Origin of the sequence: Streptomyces sp. WAC05374 (assembly GCF_004353505.1) — a bacterium.
In the GTDB taxonomy this organism is placed as follows: Bacteria; Actinomycetota; Actinomycetes; order Streptomycetales; family Streptomycetaceae; genus Streptomyces.
Map to the genome: position 1 here is coordinate 315,398 of NZ_SMNQ01000002.1, position 16,796 is coordinate 332,193.

14 protein-coding genes are annotated in these 16,796 nt (G+C 71.7%); 2 read left to right on the forward strand and 12 right to left on the reverse strand.

Translation table 11 applies throughout. The features are described from left to right. The first annotated feature begins 28 nt into the window (after positions 1-28). Positions 29-1,210, forward strand: a complete 1,182-nt coding sequence (locus E2B92_RS06425; RefSeq protein ID WP_126888991.1) for a mechanosensitive ion channel family protein — start codon at positions 29-31, stop codon at positions 1,208-1,210. A 102-nt stretch (positions 1,211-1,312) separates the two neighbouring features. Here E2B92_RS06425 and E2B92_RS06430 read toward each other — a convergent pair whose 3' ends face one another. The 5 genes from E2B92_RS06430 to E2B92_RS06450 form a co-directional block, all read right to left on the reverse strand. Beyond that, the gene (locus E2B92_RS06430) at positions 1,313-2,899 is read right to left on the reverse strand and encodes a Na+/H+ antiporter (protein WP_126888990.1); all 1,587 of its coding nucleotides are present in this window, start codon (positions 2,897-2,899) and stop codon (positions 1,313-1,315) included. Between the two features lie 35 nt (positions 2,900-2,934). Continuing rightward, complete coding sequence (locus E2B92_RS06435; protein ID WP_126888989.1) at positions 2,935-3,402, reverse strand: GNAT family N-acetyltransferase; 468 nt, start codon at positions 3,400-3,402, stop codon at positions 2,935-2,937. Then, positions 3,399-4,340, reverse strand: a complete 942-nt coding sequence (locus E2B92_RS06440; RefSeq protein ID WP_126888988.1) for an RluA family pseudouridine synthase — start codon at positions 4,338-4,340, stop codon at positions 3,399-3,401. Before E2B92_RS06440 ends, E2B92_RS06435 begins: the two co-directional genes overlap by 4 nt. Before the next feature lie 17 nt (positions 4,341-4,357). Beyond that, complete coding sequence (gene lspA / locus E2B92_RS06445; protein WP_126888987.1) at positions 4,358-4,918, reverse strand: signal peptidase II; 561 nt, start codon at positions 4,916-4,918, stop codon at positions 4,358-4,360. Between the two features lie 68 nt (positions 4,919-4,986). After that, positions 4,987-6,780 carry a TraR/DksA family transcriptional regulator gene (locus E2B92_RS06450; protein WP_235023712.1) on the reverse strand — a complete coding sequence of 598 codons (1,794 nt, stop codon included), beginning with the start codon at positions 6,778-6,780 and terminating at the stop codon, positions 4,987-4,989. A gap of 582 nt (positions 6,781-7,362) precedes the next feature. Between E2B92_RS06450 and ileS the strand changes: the two genes are divergently transcribed. Then, positions 7,363-10,494: an isoleucine--tRNA ligase gene (gene ileS / locus E2B92_RS06460; protein WP_126887237.1), complete on the forward strand. Its 3,132-nt coding sequence runs from the start codon at positions 7,363-7,365 to the stop codon at positions 10,492-10,494. 220 nt (positions 10,495-10,714) lie between these two features. On the opposite strand, the gene E2B92_RS06465 is transcribed toward ileS, so the two are convergent. The 7 genes from E2B92_RS06465 to E2B92_RS06495 form a co-directional block, all read right to left on the reverse strand. After that, a complete protein-coding gene (locus E2B92_RS06465) occupies positions 10,715-11,788 on the reverse strand; it encodes a DivIVA domain-containing protein (protein ID WP_126887238.1) in 1,074 nt (357 codons plus the stop codon). 56 nt (positions 11,789-11,844) lie between these two features. Continuing rightward, positions 11,845-12,141, reverse strand: coding sequence for a YggT family protein (locus E2B92_RS06470; protein WP_073752292.1), 297 nt, complete (start codon positions 12,139-12,141; stop codon positions 11,845-11,847). Between the two features lie 70 nt (positions 12,142-12,211). Next, positions 12,212-12,838, reverse strand: a complete 627-nt coding sequence (locus E2B92_RS06475; protein ID WP_073752289.1) for a cell division protein SepF — start codon at positions 12,836-12,838, stop codon at positions 12,212-12,214. 142 nt (positions 12,839-12,980) lie between these two features. Next, complete coding sequence (locus E2B92_RS06480; protein ID WP_126887239.1) at positions 12,981-13,700, reverse strand: YggS family pyridoxal phosphate-dependent enzyme; 720 nt, start codon at positions 13,698-13,700, stop codon at positions 12,981-12,983. Positions 13,701-13,704: 4 nt separating this feature from the next. After that, complete coding sequence (pgeF, locus tag E2B92_RS06485) at positions 13,705-14,448, reverse strand: peptidoglycan editing factor PgeF (protein ID WP_126887240.1); 744 nt, start codon at positions 14,446-14,448, stop codon at positions 13,705-13,707. A gap of 30 nt (positions 14,449-14,478) precedes the next feature. Then, the gene (gene ftsZ, locus E2B92_RS06490) at positions 14,479-15,693 is read right to left on the reverse strand and encodes a cell division protein FtsZ (RefSeq protein ID WP_126887241.1); all 1,215 of its coding nucleotides are present in this window, start codon (positions 15,691-15,693) and stop codon (positions 14,479-14,481) included. Positions 15,694-15,971: 278 nt separating this feature from the next. Beyond that, positions 15,972-16,793, reverse strand: a complete 822-nt coding sequence (locus tag E2B92_RS06495; RefSeq protein WP_126887242.1) for a cell division protein FtsQ/DivIB — start codon at positions 16,791-16,793, stop codon at positions 15,972-15,974. Positions 16,794-16,796: the final 3 nt, after the last annotated feature.

Genomic DNA, 16,796 nt, shown 5'->3' on the forward strand with positions numbered 1-16,796 from the left:
GGCCATCCTGCCAGTTGGATACGGAGCCATGGAGAACGTACTGCGCCCGTTGACCGTCGTCGGTGGCTCGGTCGTGCTCACGCTGGTGGTCGGCTACCTGGTCGACGTCACACTGCGCCGAGCCGACGCCCGGCACCACGAGACCCCGCTGTGGGGGCTGCTGCGCCGCTGCCGGCTGCCCCTCCAGGTCGTGCTGCTCACCGCGCTGCTGCGCGGCTCGTACCGGCAGACGAAGTGGGCGGTGATCGAGGACCACGAGGCCGGGATAGGCCAGGTGCTGTCCCTGGTGCTGATCGGGGCGAGCGCGTGGCTGGTGGTGCGGATCGCGGCGGCCATAGTCGAGTCCAGTTACGCCCGTTATGCCTCCTCCACCCGCGACGCCGCCCGCGTGCGCCGGGTCCGTACGCAGGTCACGCTGATCATGCGGATCGTCACGGCCGTGGTGGCCGTGGTGGCGGTCGCGGCGATGCTGCTGACGTTCCCGGACTTCCGGACGATCGGTACGTCGATGCTGGCGTCGGCGGGCATCATCGGCATCGTCGCCGGTGTCGCGGCGCAGTCCACGCTCGGCAACCTCTTCGCCGGGTTCCAGATCGCCTTCGGCGACATGGTGCGCATCGGCGACACGGTGGTCGTGGACGGCGAGTGGGGCGTGGTCGAGGAGGTCACGCTGACGTTCCTGGCGGTACGGACGTGGGACGAGCGGCGGATCACGATGCCGGTGTCGTACTTCACCAGCAAGCCGTTCGAGAACTGGTCGCGCGGCGGCGCCCAGATGACCGGCACGGTCTTCTTCCACCTGGACCACTTGGCGCCGGTGAGCCTGATGCGTGACAAGCTCAAGCAGATCCTGGCGGAGTGCCCGGCCTGGGACGGCCGCGACTGGTCGCTGGCGGTCACCGACACCACGCCCAGCACGATCCAGGTGCGGGCGGTCGTCACGGCGAAGGACGCGGACGACATCTGGACGGTGCGGTGCGTCGTACGGGAGCAGATGATCGCGTGGCTGTGCGAGAAGCACCGGTACGCGCTGCCCCGCGTCGCCACCTCCCCGGCGACGCTGCCCCCGGACGGCCAGTGGCCCGAGCGCGGCAAGTCCACCGCCCGGCCGCCCCGTGCGGCGGAGGTCCACAGCAACAACGCGGACAACTACCCCCTGGACGGCGAGGCCGTCCCCGCCAAGGACGCGCCCCGCACGGGCCGCGGCTGACCCTGCCCGGGCGCCGGCGCTCCCCGGGCCGGCTCCCCGGGGCCGGTCCGCGCGGGCCGGCCCCGGGGAGCCGCTTGGCGCAGGCCGGTCCGCACGGGTCGCTCAGCGCAGACTGCGGACGTCCAGGTGGCGCAGGACGCGGTCGACGACCTCCGGGTCGGCGCCGGGCTCGCTGCGGGCGGAGAGGACCTCGTGGCGGGCGGCGGACATCAGTTCCCGCTGGATGCGCTGCATCGCCCGGAACCGCTCCGCGCGCTGGGCGGACGCCGACCGTCGCTCCTCGTCGGCCAGGTCGGGGCTGATCCGCGCGCCCACGTCGAAGGCGACGCGCTGGAGCCGCTCCTGGAGGTCCTCCGGCAGGTCCTCCACCTCCTCGATCTCCTTGAGGCGCCGCTTCGCCGCCCGCGCCGCCCGGATGGCGAGCTTCCGCTCCAGCTCGCGCTCCAGGTCCGTGTCGGCGCGCACGCCGAGCCTCTTCACCAGCCACGGCAGGGTGAGGCCCTGGAGGACGAGGGTCGCCATGATCACGCAGAAGGCGATGAAGACGATCTCGTCCCGCCCCGGGAAGGGGGCGCCGTCCTCCGTGCGCAGCGGGATCGCGAGGGCCAGCGCCACCGACGCCACGCCCCGCATGCCGGACCACCACATGACGACGGTCTCCCGCCAGCTCATGGGGATCTCCTCGTCGTAGTCCCGGCGCGTGTGGAGGCGTTTGGCCAGCCAGGTGGCCGGCAGCAGCCACAGCAGCCGTACGCCCACGACGCACCCCGCGATGGCCGCGCCCCACCCCAGCATCGGCAGCTCCCGCCCGTCGGCCGTGCCGAAGACGTTGTGGAGCTCCAGGCCGATCAGCCCGAACGCGATGCCCGTGACGAGGGTGTCGACGATCTCCCAGAAGGTGCGGCCGGCGAGCCGCCCCATCACGTCGTCGGCGTCCGTGGCGTGCTCGGCGAGGAACAGGGCGGTGACCAGGACGGCGAGCACGCCGGAGCCGTGCAGCTCCTCGGCGAGCACGTACGAGACGAAGGGCACCAGCAGCGTGAGCCCGGTCTGCAGGGTCGCGTCGCCCAGCATCCCCATCAGCCTGTTGGACAGCCAGCCCAGCGCCAGCCCGACCACGACGGCGACGACGGCGGAGAGCACCAGCTCACCGGCGGCGCCCGCCCAGGAGAACGTTCCGCCGACGGCCGCGCCGATCGCCACGTGGTAGAGCACGATCGCCGTGACGTCGTTGAACAGCCCCTCCCCCTCCAGGATCGACACCAGTCGCCGCGGAAGTCCCAGGGAGCCCGCGACGGCGGTCGCGGCGACCGGGTCCGGGGGCGCCACGAGCGCGCCCAGCGCGACCGCGGCGGCGATCGGCAGGCCCGGTACGACGGCGCTCGCCACGGCGGCGACGGCGGCCGTGGTGACGAAGACCAGCGCCACCGCGAGCAGGAAGATGGGGCGCCTGTTGGCCGCGAACTGCCGCCACGAGGTCCGCTGAACCGTCGCGTACAGCAGCGGCGGCAGCACCAGCGGAAGGATGAACTCCGGCGGGATGTCCACGTTCGGTACGAAGGGCAGCAGCGCCAGCACCATGCCCGCGAGCGTCATCAGCACCGGGGCCGGCAGGCCCAGCCGCTCCCCGAGGGGCACGGTCAGCACCGCCCCGAGCAGCAGCACGAGCAGCAGAGCGAGCTGGTCCACGGTGCGCCCTCCGGCCGTTCATCCCCCGATCGTCGTTACAGCACCCGCCGCATCGCGAGGTGGGGTATGCCGGCGTCCTGGAACTCCTCGCCGTACGCCTCGTAGCCGAGCCGCTCGTAGAAGCCGAGCGCCTGCGTCTGGGCGTGCAGGTCCACCGCGATCAGGCCACGCGCGCGTGCCGCCTCCTCGATGGCCCTCACCAGGGCCACGCCGACCCCGAGCCCCCGCGCGGCCCGGGCCACCGCGAGCCGTCCGAGGGAGCCCACGCCCTCGGCGCCGCCCGTCTTGCCGGCCGCGTCGGCCCCGAGCAGCAGGCGGCCGGTCCCCAGGGCGACCCCGTCGGCGCGGCGGACGGCCAAAACGTGCACGGCGGTCGCGTCGTACGCGTCGTACTCGATCTCCTCCGGCACGCCCTGTTCGGCGACGAAGACCTCACGGCGGACGGCGAAGCCCGCCTCCCGGTCGGCCTCGCTCACGGCCTCCCGTACGACGAACTCGCTCATGCGCTCTCCGCGGCGATCCTGTCCAGGGCGTTCTGGAGGTCGTCGGGGTAGGTGCTCGAGAACTCGACCCACCGGCCGTCCGCCGGGTGCTCGAAGCCGAGGCGCACCGCGTGCAGCCACTGCCGGGTCAGCCCGAGCCGCTTCGCCATGGTCGGGTCGGCGCCGTAGGTCATGTCGCCGGCGCACGGGTGGCGGTGGGCCGACATGTGGACGCGGATCTGGTGCGTGCGGCCGGTCTCCAGCTTGATGTCGAGCAGGGAGGCGGCGCGGTAGGCCTCGATCAGGTCGTAGTGGGTCACCGACGGCTTGCCGTCGGCGGTGACGGCCCACTTGTAGTCGTGGTTCGGGTGACGCCCGATGGGCGCGTCGATCGTCCCGCTCAGCGGGTCGGGGTGCCCCTGCACGAGCGCGTGGTAGCGCTTGTCGACCGTGCGGTCCCGGAACTGCGCCTTGAGCAGCGTGTACGCCCGCTCCGACTTGGCCACGACCATGAGCCCGGACGTGCCGACGTCGAGGCGGTGCACGATGCCCTGCCGCTCGGCGGCGCCGGACGTCGAGATGCGGTACCCGGCCGCCGCGAGGCCGCCGATGACGGTCGTCCCCGTCCAGCCGGGGCTGGGGTGCGCGGCCACGCCGACCGGCTTCACGATCACGACGATGTCGTCGTCGTCGTGCACGATCTCCATGCCCTCGACGGGCTCGGCGACGATCTGCACGGGCACGGGCGCCCCGGGCATCTCGACCTCGAGCCACGCGCCACCGCTGACCCGCTCGGACTTGCCCACGGCGGCGCCGTCGACGAGCACCTTCCCGGCGGCGGCCAGCTCGGCCGCCTTGGTCCGGGAAAACCCGAACATACGGGCGATTGCGGCGTCGACACGCTCGCCTTCGAGGCCATCGGGAACGGGCAGCGTACGGATCTCGGGAATCGTGCTCACCCGTCGAGTATGCCTTGTCAGTCCTTGTGGACGGTCCCGTCCGGGTCCAGCCCCTTGAACGACAGGATCACAATGAGGATCCCGCCACACACGATCGCCGAGTCCGCCAGGTTGAACACGGCGAAGTGCGCGGGCGCGATGAAGTCGACGACCGCGCCCTCGAAGACGCCCGGCGAGCGGAAGATCCGGTCGGTGAGATTGCCGAGCGCACCACCGAGCAGCAGGCCCAGCGCGATGGCCCAGGGCAGGCTGTAGAGCTTGCGCGCCAGCCGGATGATCACCACGATCACCACCGCCGCGATGAGCGTGAAGATCACGGTGAACGCCTCGCCGATGCCGAAGGCGGCGCCGGGGTTGCGCACCGCCACGAACCTCAGGAGGTCGCCGACGACCTGGATCGGCTCGTGGTGCTCCAGCTTGGCCACCACGAGCATCTTGCTGCCGAGATCCAGCAGGTAGGCCACCAGGGCGACGACGAGCAGCGCGACGACGCGGCGCCTGCCCCTCGGCTGCTCGGCGGGGGCCGCAGCCTCGCCGTCCGCGTCCGGCGTACCGATGATGCGCTCCGCCTCTGCCACGTGTGTCCCTCAACCTAGGTGCCTACTGTGCACGAGGGTACGGCACACACGTACGGACGCGGCCCCCCTCAGCCGCGCCGTTCCTGCTTCTGCTTGTCCTCCACGCACAGGGTGGCGCGGGGGAAGGCCTGCATGCGCGCCTTGCCGATGGGCTTGCCGCACACCTCGCACAGGCCGTACGTGCCCGCGTCGAGCCGTTGCAGGGCGTGCTCGGTCTGCTCCAGGGTGGCCCGGGCGTTGGCGGCGAGCGCCATCTCGTGCTCGCGCGTGATGTTCTTGGTGCCCGTGTCGGCCTCGTCGTGCCCGGCACCGTCCCCGGAGTCCCGCATCAGCCCGGACAGGGCCTCCTCCGAGGCGGTGATCTCCGCCTGGAGGCGGATCACCTCGCCCTCCAGCTCGGCCCGCGCCTCCGCGACCTCCTCGGCGCTCCAGGGCTCCTCGCCGGGCCGTACAGCCAGCTCCTCCGGTGCCGTCCCGGCGACGCCCCGGGCGGGGGGTACGGCCGAGGCGGCCGGCGCCGTGGTCACATCCGCGGTCTTCTTCGCTGCCACTGTCCTGGCTCCTGTCTGTTCCGCGGCCTCGGCCGCCCCCTCGGCCGCGGCTGCGGCCTGTTCCGCGGCCTTCCCGGCCACGCGCTTCCTACCCACCCCACGCCCACCTCCAGCCCCACCCCGAGCACGCGCACCCTCCGGTGCGCCCGCCCCGCCCGGCGCACCGGCGTCGTGCTGGGCCGGCGCCCCCTGCTGGGCGGCCGGCTTCTTGGCGGACGCGGGCTTCTTGGAGGACGCCTGCTTGTCGGCGGACGTTGCCTTCTTGGCGGACGCCCGCTTCTGGGAGGCCGCCGTGTGGTCGGCGGGGGCCTTCTTGTCGGACGCCGTGTGGTCGGCGGGTGCGCTGCCGGCGGACGCCGTGTGGTCGGCGGGTGCGCTGCCGGCGGACGCGGTCTCTTTGACGGCCGTGCTGCCGGCGGGCGCCTGGGGGGTGGATGCCGTCTTCTTGGCTGACGCCTTGCCGGCGGACGTGGTCGTCGACGACACCACCGTGGTGGACGCCCGCTTCCTGACGGACGTTTTCTTGGCGGGCGCCTCCGTGGAGGACGCCGACTGCTTGGACGCCCGCTTCCCTGCGGCCACCTTCTTGGTAGGCCCCTCCGTGGCGGACGCCTCCGTGGCGGACGCCCGCTTCCTGGTGGACGTCTTCTTGGCGGACGCCTCAGGCTTGCCGGGCGCCTCGGCAGGGGGCGCCTTCATGGTGGACGCGGTCTTCGTGGCGGGCTCCTTCTTGCCGGACGCCGTCTTCTTCGCCGACGCCTTCTTGCGGAACGTCTCCGTCGACGCCGCCTCCGTGCCGGACGTCCGCTTCTTGGCGGACGCCCTGGTGGCGGGGGTCTCGGAGCCCTCGTCCGGGGCGGTGGCGTCCTTGGCGGCTGCCTTCTTGGCCGTCGTCTTCCTAGCGGAGGCCCTCGTGGCGGACGCGCCCGCCTGCCGGCCGCCGTCCTCCTTGGTGGCCGTTTTCCGGGCCGCGGCCGTCGCCTTCTTCGCGGGCGCCCCGCCGCGCGCGTGCCCGGGGCCCGCGCGCTCGGACGCCGCGCGGGCCGGCCGCGCCGCCGCCTCCGCCGCTTCGGCCGTCTCGGCGCGCTTCACCGACCGGTCCGCCCGCTTCGCCGCCGTGGTCCCGCCCCGTACCGGTTCACCCGCCGTCGTCTTCGTGACCGTCTTGCGGGCCCGGGCCGGCTCCGTCCGGCGCCCCGCCGACCCCGCCGACGCCGTGCTCTTCTTCCCCGTCGTGTCCTTGGCCGCCGCGCCCGTGGCGGTGGATCTCGCTGACGCCGTCTTCTTCGCGGCGGTCTTCTTCGCCACCATCTCGCGGCCCCTTCACATATTGTGATCTTGCTCGCGAATCGTGCTGGGACGATAAATCGACTCAAGCCCCGCGGCAACGGGGCACGCCGCCGGTCCTGGCGCCCCATGCCGGCGGCCAGGTCGGCCTGCATCCGTTGTGCCCAGCTCCCCGCCCGGTAATCCGCCCCGCACACCCGCCCCGCACCCGCACCCAGCCCGCCGGGCCCCGTGTGGCCATTCGGGTCACTTCCGCCCCCGCCACCCGCATGCGCGAAAACCGGTCGGCCGCTGTCCGTCCGGGCCCTTACACTGGGCGCAGCGAAAGGCTTGGATGGGGACGAGTAGCGTCGTACGCAGCCATGAGCGACCCGGGGACGGTGAGAGCCCGGGGGCGAGCCCGATGTGAAGCATCACCCCGGAGCCGCCGGAAGAACGCCCGCGGGAGACCGCACGGGTCAGTAGAACCGGCGTCGCGACCCCAATGAGGGGGCTCAGGGCGCCCACGAGGCGGCCGGGGCCAAGGAGGGTGGTACCGCGGGAGCCGCGCAGCGCTGGCGCTCTCGTCCCTCCGACGGAACGAGGAACAGTCCGCCGGAGGATTCGATGTCGCAGTACCGCCAGGTACCCGCCCAGGTCGACCTGCCCGCGCTCGAGCACGCCGTGCTCGATTTCTGGCGCGAGGCCAAGGTCTTCCAGAAGTCCCTTGAGCAGTCCGAGGGCCGCCCCGAGTGGGTCTTCTACGAGGGCCCGCCCACCGCCAACGGCATGCCCGGCGCGCACCACATCGAGGCCCGCGTCTTCAAGGACGTCTTCCCCCGCTTCCGCACCATGCGCGGCTACCACGTCGCCCGCAAGGCCGGCTGGGACTGCCACGGCCTGCCGGTGGAGCTCGCCGTCGAGAAGGAGCTCGGCTTCTCCGGCAAGAAGGACATCGAGGCGTACGGCATCGCCGAGTTCAACGCCAAGTGCCGTGAGTCGGTGACCCGCCACACCGACGCGTTCGCCGAGCTGACGACCCGGATGGGCTACTGGGTCGACCTGGACGACGCGTACCGCACCATGGACCCCGAGTACGTCCAGTCGGTGTGGTGGTCCCTGAAGGAGATCTTCGACAAGGGCCTGCTGGTCCAGGACCACCGCGTCGCCCCCTGGTGCCCCCGCTGCGGCACGGGCCTGTCCGACCACGAGCTGGCCCAGGGCTACGAGACGGTCGTCGACCCCTCCGTCTTCGTCCGCTTCCCGCTGACCTCCGGCCCCCTCGCGGGCGAGGCGGCGCTGCTGGTGTGGACGACGACCCCGTGGACCCTGGTGTCCAACACCGCCGTCGCCGCCCACCCCGAGGTCACCTACGTCGTCGCGACGAACGGCGAGGAGAAGCTGGTCGTCGCCCGGCCGCTGCTGGAGAAGGCCCTCGGCGAGGGCTGGGAGAGCACCGGGCAGACCTTCACGGGCGCCGAGATGGAGCGCTGGACCTACGAGCGCCCCTTCACCCTGATCGACTTCCCGGCCCCCGCCCACTACGTGGTCAACGCGGAGTACGTCACCACCGAGGACGGCACCGGTCTGGTCCACCAGTCCCCCGCCTTCGGTGAGGACGACCTCAAGGTCTGCCGCGCCTACGACCTGCCCGTGGTGAACCCCGTCCGCCCGGACGGCACCTTCGAGGAGGACGTGCCGCTGGTCGGCGGCCAGTTCTTCAAGAAGGCCGACGAGGCGCTCACGGCCGACCTCCAGGCCCGTGGACGGCTCTTCAAGCACATCGCGTACGAGCACAGCTACCCGCACTGCTGGCGCTGCCACACGGCGCTGCTGTACTACGCGCAGCCGTCCTGGTACATCCGTACGACCGCCGTCAAGGACCGGCTCCTGGAGGAGAACGAGAACACCAACTGGTTCCCGGACTCCGTCAAGCACGGCCGCTTCGGCGACTGGCTGAACAACAACATCGACTGGGCGCTGTCCCGCAACCGCTACTGGGGCACCCCGCTGCCCATCTGGCGCTGCGCGGACGACCACCTCACCTGCGTCGGCTCGCTCACCGAGCTGTCCGAGCTGACGGGCACCGACCAGTCGTCGCTGGACCCGCACCGCCCGTACATCGATGACGTCACCTTCCCCTGCCCCACGTGCCAGGAGACGGCGACCCGCGTCCCCGAGGTGATCGACGCCTGGTACGACTCGGGCTCGATGCCGTTCGCGCAGTACGGCTACCCGTACAAGAACAAGGACCTCTTCGAGAAGCGCTACCCGGCGCAGTTCATCTCCGAGGCCATCGACCAGACGCGCGGCTGGTTCTACACGCTGATGGCGGTCGGCACCCTGGTCTTCGACAAGTCGTCGTACGAGAACGTGGTCTGCCTGGGCCACATCCTCGCCGAGGACGGCCGGAAGATGTCCAAGCACCTGGGCAACATCCTCCAGCCGATCCCCCTCATGGACCAGCACGGCGCGGACGCCGTGCGCTGGTTCATGGCGGCCGGCGGCTCCCCCTGGGCGGCGCGGCGCGTCGGCCACGGCACCATCCAGGAGGTCGTCCGCAAGACGCTCCTCACGTACTGGAACACGGTCGCCTTCCAGGCCCTGTACGCCCGTACGTCGGGCTGGGCGCCCGGCGAGGCCGACCCGGCGCCCGCCGACCGCCCGGTGCTGGACCGCTGGCTGCTGTCCGAGCTGCACGCGCTGACCGACCAGGTCACGCAGGCCCTGGAGGCGTACGACACCCAGCGCGCCGGCAAGCTGCTCTCGGCGTTCGTCGACGACCTGTCCAACTGGTACGTGCGCCGTTCCCGCCGCCGCTTCTGGCAGGGCGACAAGGCGGCCCTGCGGACGCTGCACGAGGTCATCGAGACGGTCACGCGCCTGATGGCGCCCCTGACGCCGTTCATCACGGAGCGCGTCTGGCAGGACCTGGTCGTCCCGGTGACGCCCGGCGCCCCCGAGTCGGTCCACCTGTCGAGCTGGCCGGAGGCGGACCTGTCCTCCATCGACCCGGCCCTGTCCTCGCAGATGGCGCTGGTGCGCCGACTGGTCGAGCTGGGCCGTGCCACGCGCGCGGAGTCGGGCGTGAAGACCCGCCAGCCGCTCTCCCGCGCGCTGGTCGCCGCGACCGGCTTCGAGGCCCTGTCCCCGGAGCTGCACGCGCAGATCACGGAGGAGCTGAACGTCAGCTCCCTCGCCTCCCTCTCCGAGGTGGGCGGCTCGCTGGTCGACACGACCGCCAAGGCGAACTTCCGGGCGCTGGGCAAGCGCTTCGGCAAGGGCGTCCAAGACGTGGCCAAGGCGGTTGCCGCCGCCGACGCGGCCGCGCTCTCCCTGGCGCTGCGCGCCGGCGAGGCCACCCTGGAGGTCAACGGTGAGACGATCACCCTGGCCCCCGACGAGGTGATCATCACCGAGACGCCGCGCGAGGGCTGGTCGGTCGCCTCCGACGCGGGCGCGACCGTCGCCCTGGACCTGGAGATCACCCCGGAGCTGCGCCGCGCGGGCCTGGCCCGTGACGCGATCCGGCTGATCCAGGAGGCCCGCAAGAACAGCGGCCTGGACGTCGCGGACCGGATCGCCCTGCGGTGGGAGTCCACCGACGCCGAGGTCGCCTCGGCCCTCGCCGACCACAGCGAGCTGATCGCCGACGAGGTGCTGGCCACCGACTTCGCCTCGGGTGACGCGGACGCCACCTACGGCGAGCCGTTCACCGACGAGGGCCTGTCCCTCACGTTCCGCCTCCGCAAGGCGTAACCCCGCGCGAAAGGGCCCGGCCACGTGTGGTGGCCGGGCCCTTTCGCGTCGCCCCGCGCCCCCGGGGGAAGTGCCACAGGCCGAGGCCACGCCCGGGGCCGGGGCCACACGCACGGGCCGGCCACGCAAAGAGCCGGGGCCCGGGACGTGTGCACGTCCCGGGCCCCGGCCCGACTGCCTGCCGACCTGTGGCTACGCGATCAGCGCGCAGCCGGCCGCCTCAGTTGTCGTCCTCGTCGATGAGGAAGCCACGCATCGGCGACGGCGCCTGCTGCATCGGCTGCGGCGCCTGCGGCCGCACCGGTGCCATCGGCTGCGTCATCGCGGGCGACATCTGCTGCTGGCCGCCGTAGGACGGGCCACCGCCCATCGACGGGCCGCCGCCCATGGTCTGGTTGCCACCGTAGGACGGGGCGCTCGCACCGGCCGACGCCATCGACGGGGACGGCGGCAGCGAGGCGGTCGCCGGGGTCCGCGGCGGGGCCAGCGAGTCGTCCGCCTGGGTCTCGAGCTGGCGGAGCTGGCTCTCCAGGTAGGACTTCAGGCGCGTACGGTACTCGCGCTCGAAGCCCCGCAGGTCCTCGACCTTGCGCTCCAGCGTGGCGCGGGCGGACTCCAGGGAGCCCATCGCGACGCGGTGCTTCTCCTGGGCGTCCCGCTCCAGGGCGTCGGCCTTGGCGCGGGCGTCGCGCTCCAGGCCCTCGGCGCGCGAGCGGGCCTCGCCGACGATCTTGTTGGCCTCGGACCGGGCCTCCGCGATCGCCTGGTCGGCGGTCTGCTGGGCGAGGGAGAGAACGCGGGCCGCGCTGTCGCCGCCGGGGCCCTGACCGGGCTGCGGCATCTGCGGGCCGTGACCGCCCATGGGGCCGCCCATCGGACCGCCCATGGGGCCGCCCTGCATCGGGCCGGGGCCCATCGGGCCGCCCTGCGGGCCACCGTGGCTGGGACCGGCCGGCAGCTGAGGCGCTCCACCCGGCAGTTGGGGCGGGCCCATCTGCGGAGGCTGCTGCTGGACCGGCGGACCCGATATCCCGGCGGGCACGGGAGCGCCCGGACCGACCGGTCGGTCCTGCGGCTCCGGCGGCTTGCGCATACCCTGCTGCTGCTGGTTCTGCGCGGCCGCGCGCGTGGCGGCGGCCAGCTTGGCGCGCAGGTCCTCGTTCTCGCGGAGCAGGCGCGTCAGTTCGGCTTCGACCTCGTCGAGGAAGGCATCGACCTCGTCCTCGTCATAGCCTTCTCGGAGGCGGACGGTCGTGAACTGCTTGTTCCGCACGTCCTCGGGGGTCAGCGGCATCTTTCCTTCACCTCTACGTAGTCGTCGGCAGTCGGCAGGACCGGATCGCTACACCCTCACACCCTCATCATGAAGCTGTTCACGATGGAGATCAGGATGTAGACGATGATCATCAGAACGAAGAAGGACAGGTCGAGTGCCACGCCCCCGAGACGCAGCGGCGGGATGAACCGCCGCAGAAGCTTCAGTGGTGGATCGGTGACAGTGTAGGTGGCCTCAAGAACGACCACCATCGCCTTCCCGGGTTGCCATGAACGAGCGAACTGGAAGACGTAGTCCATGACCAGCCGGAAGATCAGGACGACAAGGAAGCACATCAGAGCGATGTAGATCACTTGTAGTGCCACGCTCATCCCGTGCTTCCCTCTCCCCTTGATCCCATGTCCACCGGCCTCCCGGCCGGTCGTTCCCGGTGTCGCGCTCTCAGCTCTGGTTGAAGAATCCGCCCTCTGCGATGCGGGCCTTGTCCTCCGCCGTGACATCGACGTTAGCAGGCGACAACAGGAACACCTTCTGCGTCACTCTCTCAATGCTGCCATGCAGCCCGAAGACGAGACCGGCGGCAAAGTCGACAAGTCGCTTCGCGTCCGTGTCATCCATCTCGGTGAGGTTCATGATCACAGGCGTGCCCTCGCGGAAGTGTTCCCCGATGGTACGGGCCTCGTTGTACGTCCGCGGGTGCAATGTGGTGATGCGGTAGGGCTCCCGCTCGGACACGACCTTGGGCATGATCACCGGTGCGTTCTTCTCCAGGCTCGGGCGTTCAGGTGTGATGGATGCCACGGGGGCGATTCGCGCCGGACGTCCGCTTTCAGCGGGAAGCGGAACGGGGTCGCGCTGCACAGGCGGCTGCTGGACGACCCGGACCGGCTCCTCCCGCTCCGCCTGGTGCGAAGACTGGTGCGGGGGCTGGTGGCGCCGTCGGTCGCGCTCGGGCTCCGGCTCCAGTTCGGGTTCGAAGTCGTCATCGGGGTCGAAGCCCCGGCCGTCGTACCCATCGTCCTCCACGAGGCCGAGGTAGACCGCCATCTTGCGCATCGCGCCGGCCATTCTCTGAGTCCTCCGCTCTGTGGTGGATCGCCCTCATCACTCATGGGCACAGCGTCACCAAGTGCCCGCGATCCACAAGGCCTGTCCGCTGTTCGGCGGAAATGACCATATTTTCTGCTGTGGTCCGACTTGCTTCGCGACGTTACCCGAGCCGAGGTCGGACTCCGAGCACCGCCGTACCGATGCGTACATGTGTCGCTCCGGCCGCCACCGCGTCCTCGAGGTCCGCGCTCATCCCCGCCGACACCATGTTCGCAGCCGGATGGGACACGCGCAGGCGGGATGCGAATTCCATCAGCCGATCGAATGCGGCCCGTTGGCGGCCCGCGTACGGCCCGGCCAGCGGCGCCACCGTCATGAGTCCGTCCAGCCGGAGCCCCGGCGCGCCGGCGACCGCGTCCGCCAACTCCTCGATGCCGTCCGGCGCGACACCCCCGCGCTCACCGCGCTCGCCGGACTCCGCGTCGAGCGCCACCTGGATCAGGCACCCCAGCTCGCGCCCGGCGCGCCCGGCGGCGCCGGACAGTGCGCCGACGAGCTTCAGCCGGTCAACCGACTGCACCTCATGGGCATAACTCGCGACAGACCGGACCTTATTGGTCTGAAGCTGGCCGACGAAGTGCCACGTCAGGTCGAGGTCCGCGCACGCGGCAGCCTTGGGGGCCGCGTCCTGGTCACGGTTCTCGGCGACATGGCGGACCCCCAGCTCGTGGAGCAGCCGTACGTCGCTCGCGGGGTACGTCTTGGTGACCACGATGAGGGTCACGTCCTCGCGTCGGCGCCCGGCTGCCGCGCACGCGGCAGAGATACGTTCCTCCACTCGCGCGAGGTTCTCGGCGAGTTGAGCCTTGCGGTCCGTCATTTGCTTATCCTCCCCCAGCCGTCGGCCGGGTGGTGCCCCCATCAAGCCAGACATATCCGGCGAGTCGTCCCGTCGTGCGGTCGCGGCGGTACGAGTAGTGGTCGCGCGATTCGAGCGTGCAGACCTTCGACGCGAGCCGGTCGCGCACCCCCAGCGCGCGGAGCTGCGCGTGCACCCCGGCGGTCACATCCACCGCCGGTGTGCCCCAACTCGTCTCGGCGTGCGCCTCCGGCACGACGGCGGCGACCTCGTCCCGCATGGCCGCGGGGACTTCGTAGCAGCGTCCGCACACGGCCGGGCCGGTGCGGGCGGTGATCCGGGACGGTTCGGCGCCGAGCGCGACCATCGCCTCGACGGCGGCCGGCACGACACCGGCGACCATCCCGGGGCGGCCGGCGTGCGCCGCGCCCACCACGCCCGCGACCGGGTCGGCCAGCAGGACGGGCGTGCAGTCGGCGGTCAGCACCGCGAGCGCGAGCCCGCGCCGGGCGGTGACCACCGCGTCCACCGCCGGGACGTCCTCTTCCGCGGGCCAGGGTCCGTCGACCACGGCCACGTCGCGGCCGTGGACCTGGTTCATCCACACGACCCGCCGCGGGTCGAGCCCCAGCGCTTCGGCGGCGAGCCGGCGGTTCGTCGTCACGGAACCGGGGTCGTCGCCGACCGCGCCACCGAGGTTGAGCTCTTCGTACGGAACGGCGCTCACCCCGCCCCACCGGTCGGTGAAGGCGAAGTGCGCGCCGCTCACTGAGTCGTGCTGCCCTATCACGTCACACGGTCACTTCAGGAAGTCCGGGACGTCCAGCTCTTCGGCCGAGGTGTCCGGGTACGGGCGGGCCGGCGGGACCGCCGGCGGGGTGACCGACAGGGAGCTGTCGTTCACGGCCGGGACCGGCTCGGCCGGCGGGGTCGGCGGCTCCTCCCGCACCGGGACGGTGCCGAGGCCGCTCACCGGGCGGGGCTGCTCCGAGGTGCGCGCCGGGGGCGCCGGCTCCTCGCGCTTGCTCGACCCGGCGCTGAGGATGTTGTCGCGCCGGGCCGGCGGCTGGCCGCCGTCGAAGCCGGCCGCGATGACCGTGACCCGCACCTCGTCGCCGAGGGCGTCGTCGATGACGGCGCCGAAGATGATGTTGGCCTCGGGGTGCGCGGCCTCGCTGACGAGCTGGGCGGCCTCGTTGATCTCGAAGAGGCCGAGGTCCGAGCCGCCGGAGATGGAGAGCAGCACGCCCCGGGCGCCGTCGATGGACGCCTCCAGCAGCGGCGAGGAGATCGCCATCTCGGCGGCGGCCACCGCGCGGTCGTCGCCGCGGGCCGAGCCGATGCCCATGAGGGCGGAACCGGCCTCGGACATGACCGACTTGACGTCGGCGAAGTCGAGGTTGATGAGGCCCGGGGTGGTGATGAGGTCGGTGATGCCCTGGACGCCGGAGAGCAGCACCTGGTCGGCGGACTTGAACGCGTCCAGCACGCTGACCTGGCGGTCCGAGATGGACAGCAGCCGGTCGTTCGGGATGACGATGAGGGTGTCGACCTCTTCGCGGAGCTCGGCGATGCCGTCCTCCGCCTGGTTGGCGCGGCGCCGGCCCTCGAAGGTGAACGGCCGGGTGACCACACCGATGGTCAGGGCGCCGAGCGAGCGCGCGATGTTGGCGACGACGGGCGCGCCGCCGGTGCCGGTGCCGCCACCTTCGCCGGCGGTGACGAAGACCATGTCGGCCCCCTTGAGGACCTCCTCGATCTCCTCGCGGTGGTCCTCTGCCGCCTTGCGACCGACTGCCGGGTTGGCTCCGGCCCCGAGGCCGCGGGTGAGTTCACGGCCGACGTCGAGCTTGACGTCGGCGTCGCTCATCAACAGAGCTTGCGCGTCCGTGTTGATGGCGATGAACTCGACGCCCTTGAGACCGACCTCGATCATTCGGTTGATGGCATTGACACCACCGCCGCCGACACCGATGACCTTGATGACTGCGAGGTAGTTCTGCGGTGCTGCCACGTCGAAGGCCTCTCGCCTCGAGTTACGTGTCGCCACTTCGCGGTGGTCTCGCGCCGCGACGACGGATGCCGATGGGACGGTCCGAAACGCCGACCCAAACCCTAACGTTGAAGTTTAGGGTTACCAGTGTCTCTGTTCGCTGGACTCTTCCGAACAGGACACTAAGTCGACAAGTGGCGCACGTTCAACGAACACGCCGAACCTCCCGTTTTTCTTTTCACCCTATGTGATCACCCATAGCGCTGACCAACCAGGGTGCTGGCCAGGGCATATGTGCGTCAACTCCGCGACGCGGCGGGGGCGGTCGGAGCACTGACGTCGAAGTGCCCCGCTTTGGGCGCCGCCTTCATCAGTGCGGTGAGCGCACGCGCTTTCGCCTCGCCCTCCTCGCCGCTGCCCCACACCACGGTCCGGCCGCCCGTCAGCTCCAGGGTGATGGAGTCGTACGAACGGACCTTCAGGACCTTGGTGTCCCCGGCGACCGGCCCCGGCAGGTCGCCCGCCACGCCGACGGCAGCCGCGGTGAGCCGGTCCGCCCCGAAGCGTCGCAGACTGGGCGACTGAGCCACCGTCAACTCCAGCAGCGGTACGCCTTTGGGGGCCTTGGCGGCGTCCACCGTGGCGAAACGCACACCGTTCGCGTCCACTTCGGTGAACTTTCCGCCCTTTTCCAGCAGGAGGACCGGCGTGCGCTCGACCACGTGCAGGGCGACTCCGTGCGGCCACGACCGGACGACGTCCACCGAGTCGATCCGGGGCAGGGCGCGCCGCAGCCGGTCCTCGATGTCGTCCGTGTCCACCGACACCAGCGGGGCGCCCACCGGCACCGCGGCGGCCGCCCTGACCTCCGCGGGGGTCAGCACCCGGGTACCGGAGGTCGTGACCTCCTCGATCCGCAGCCACGCGGAGCCGTAGAAGAGCCACACGCCGCTCGCGAGCACGAGCAGGGCGGCCACGATCAGGAGCACGGCACGGGGGCCGGGCAGGCGGGACGGCCGCGCCGGGGACGGCCCCGTGCGCTTCGCGCCCTTGGGCCGGGCCCCCACGGGCCGCCTGGTGCCCGGCTCGCCGCGCTCGGTGGTCGTCGTCGGCCCGGCCATGCT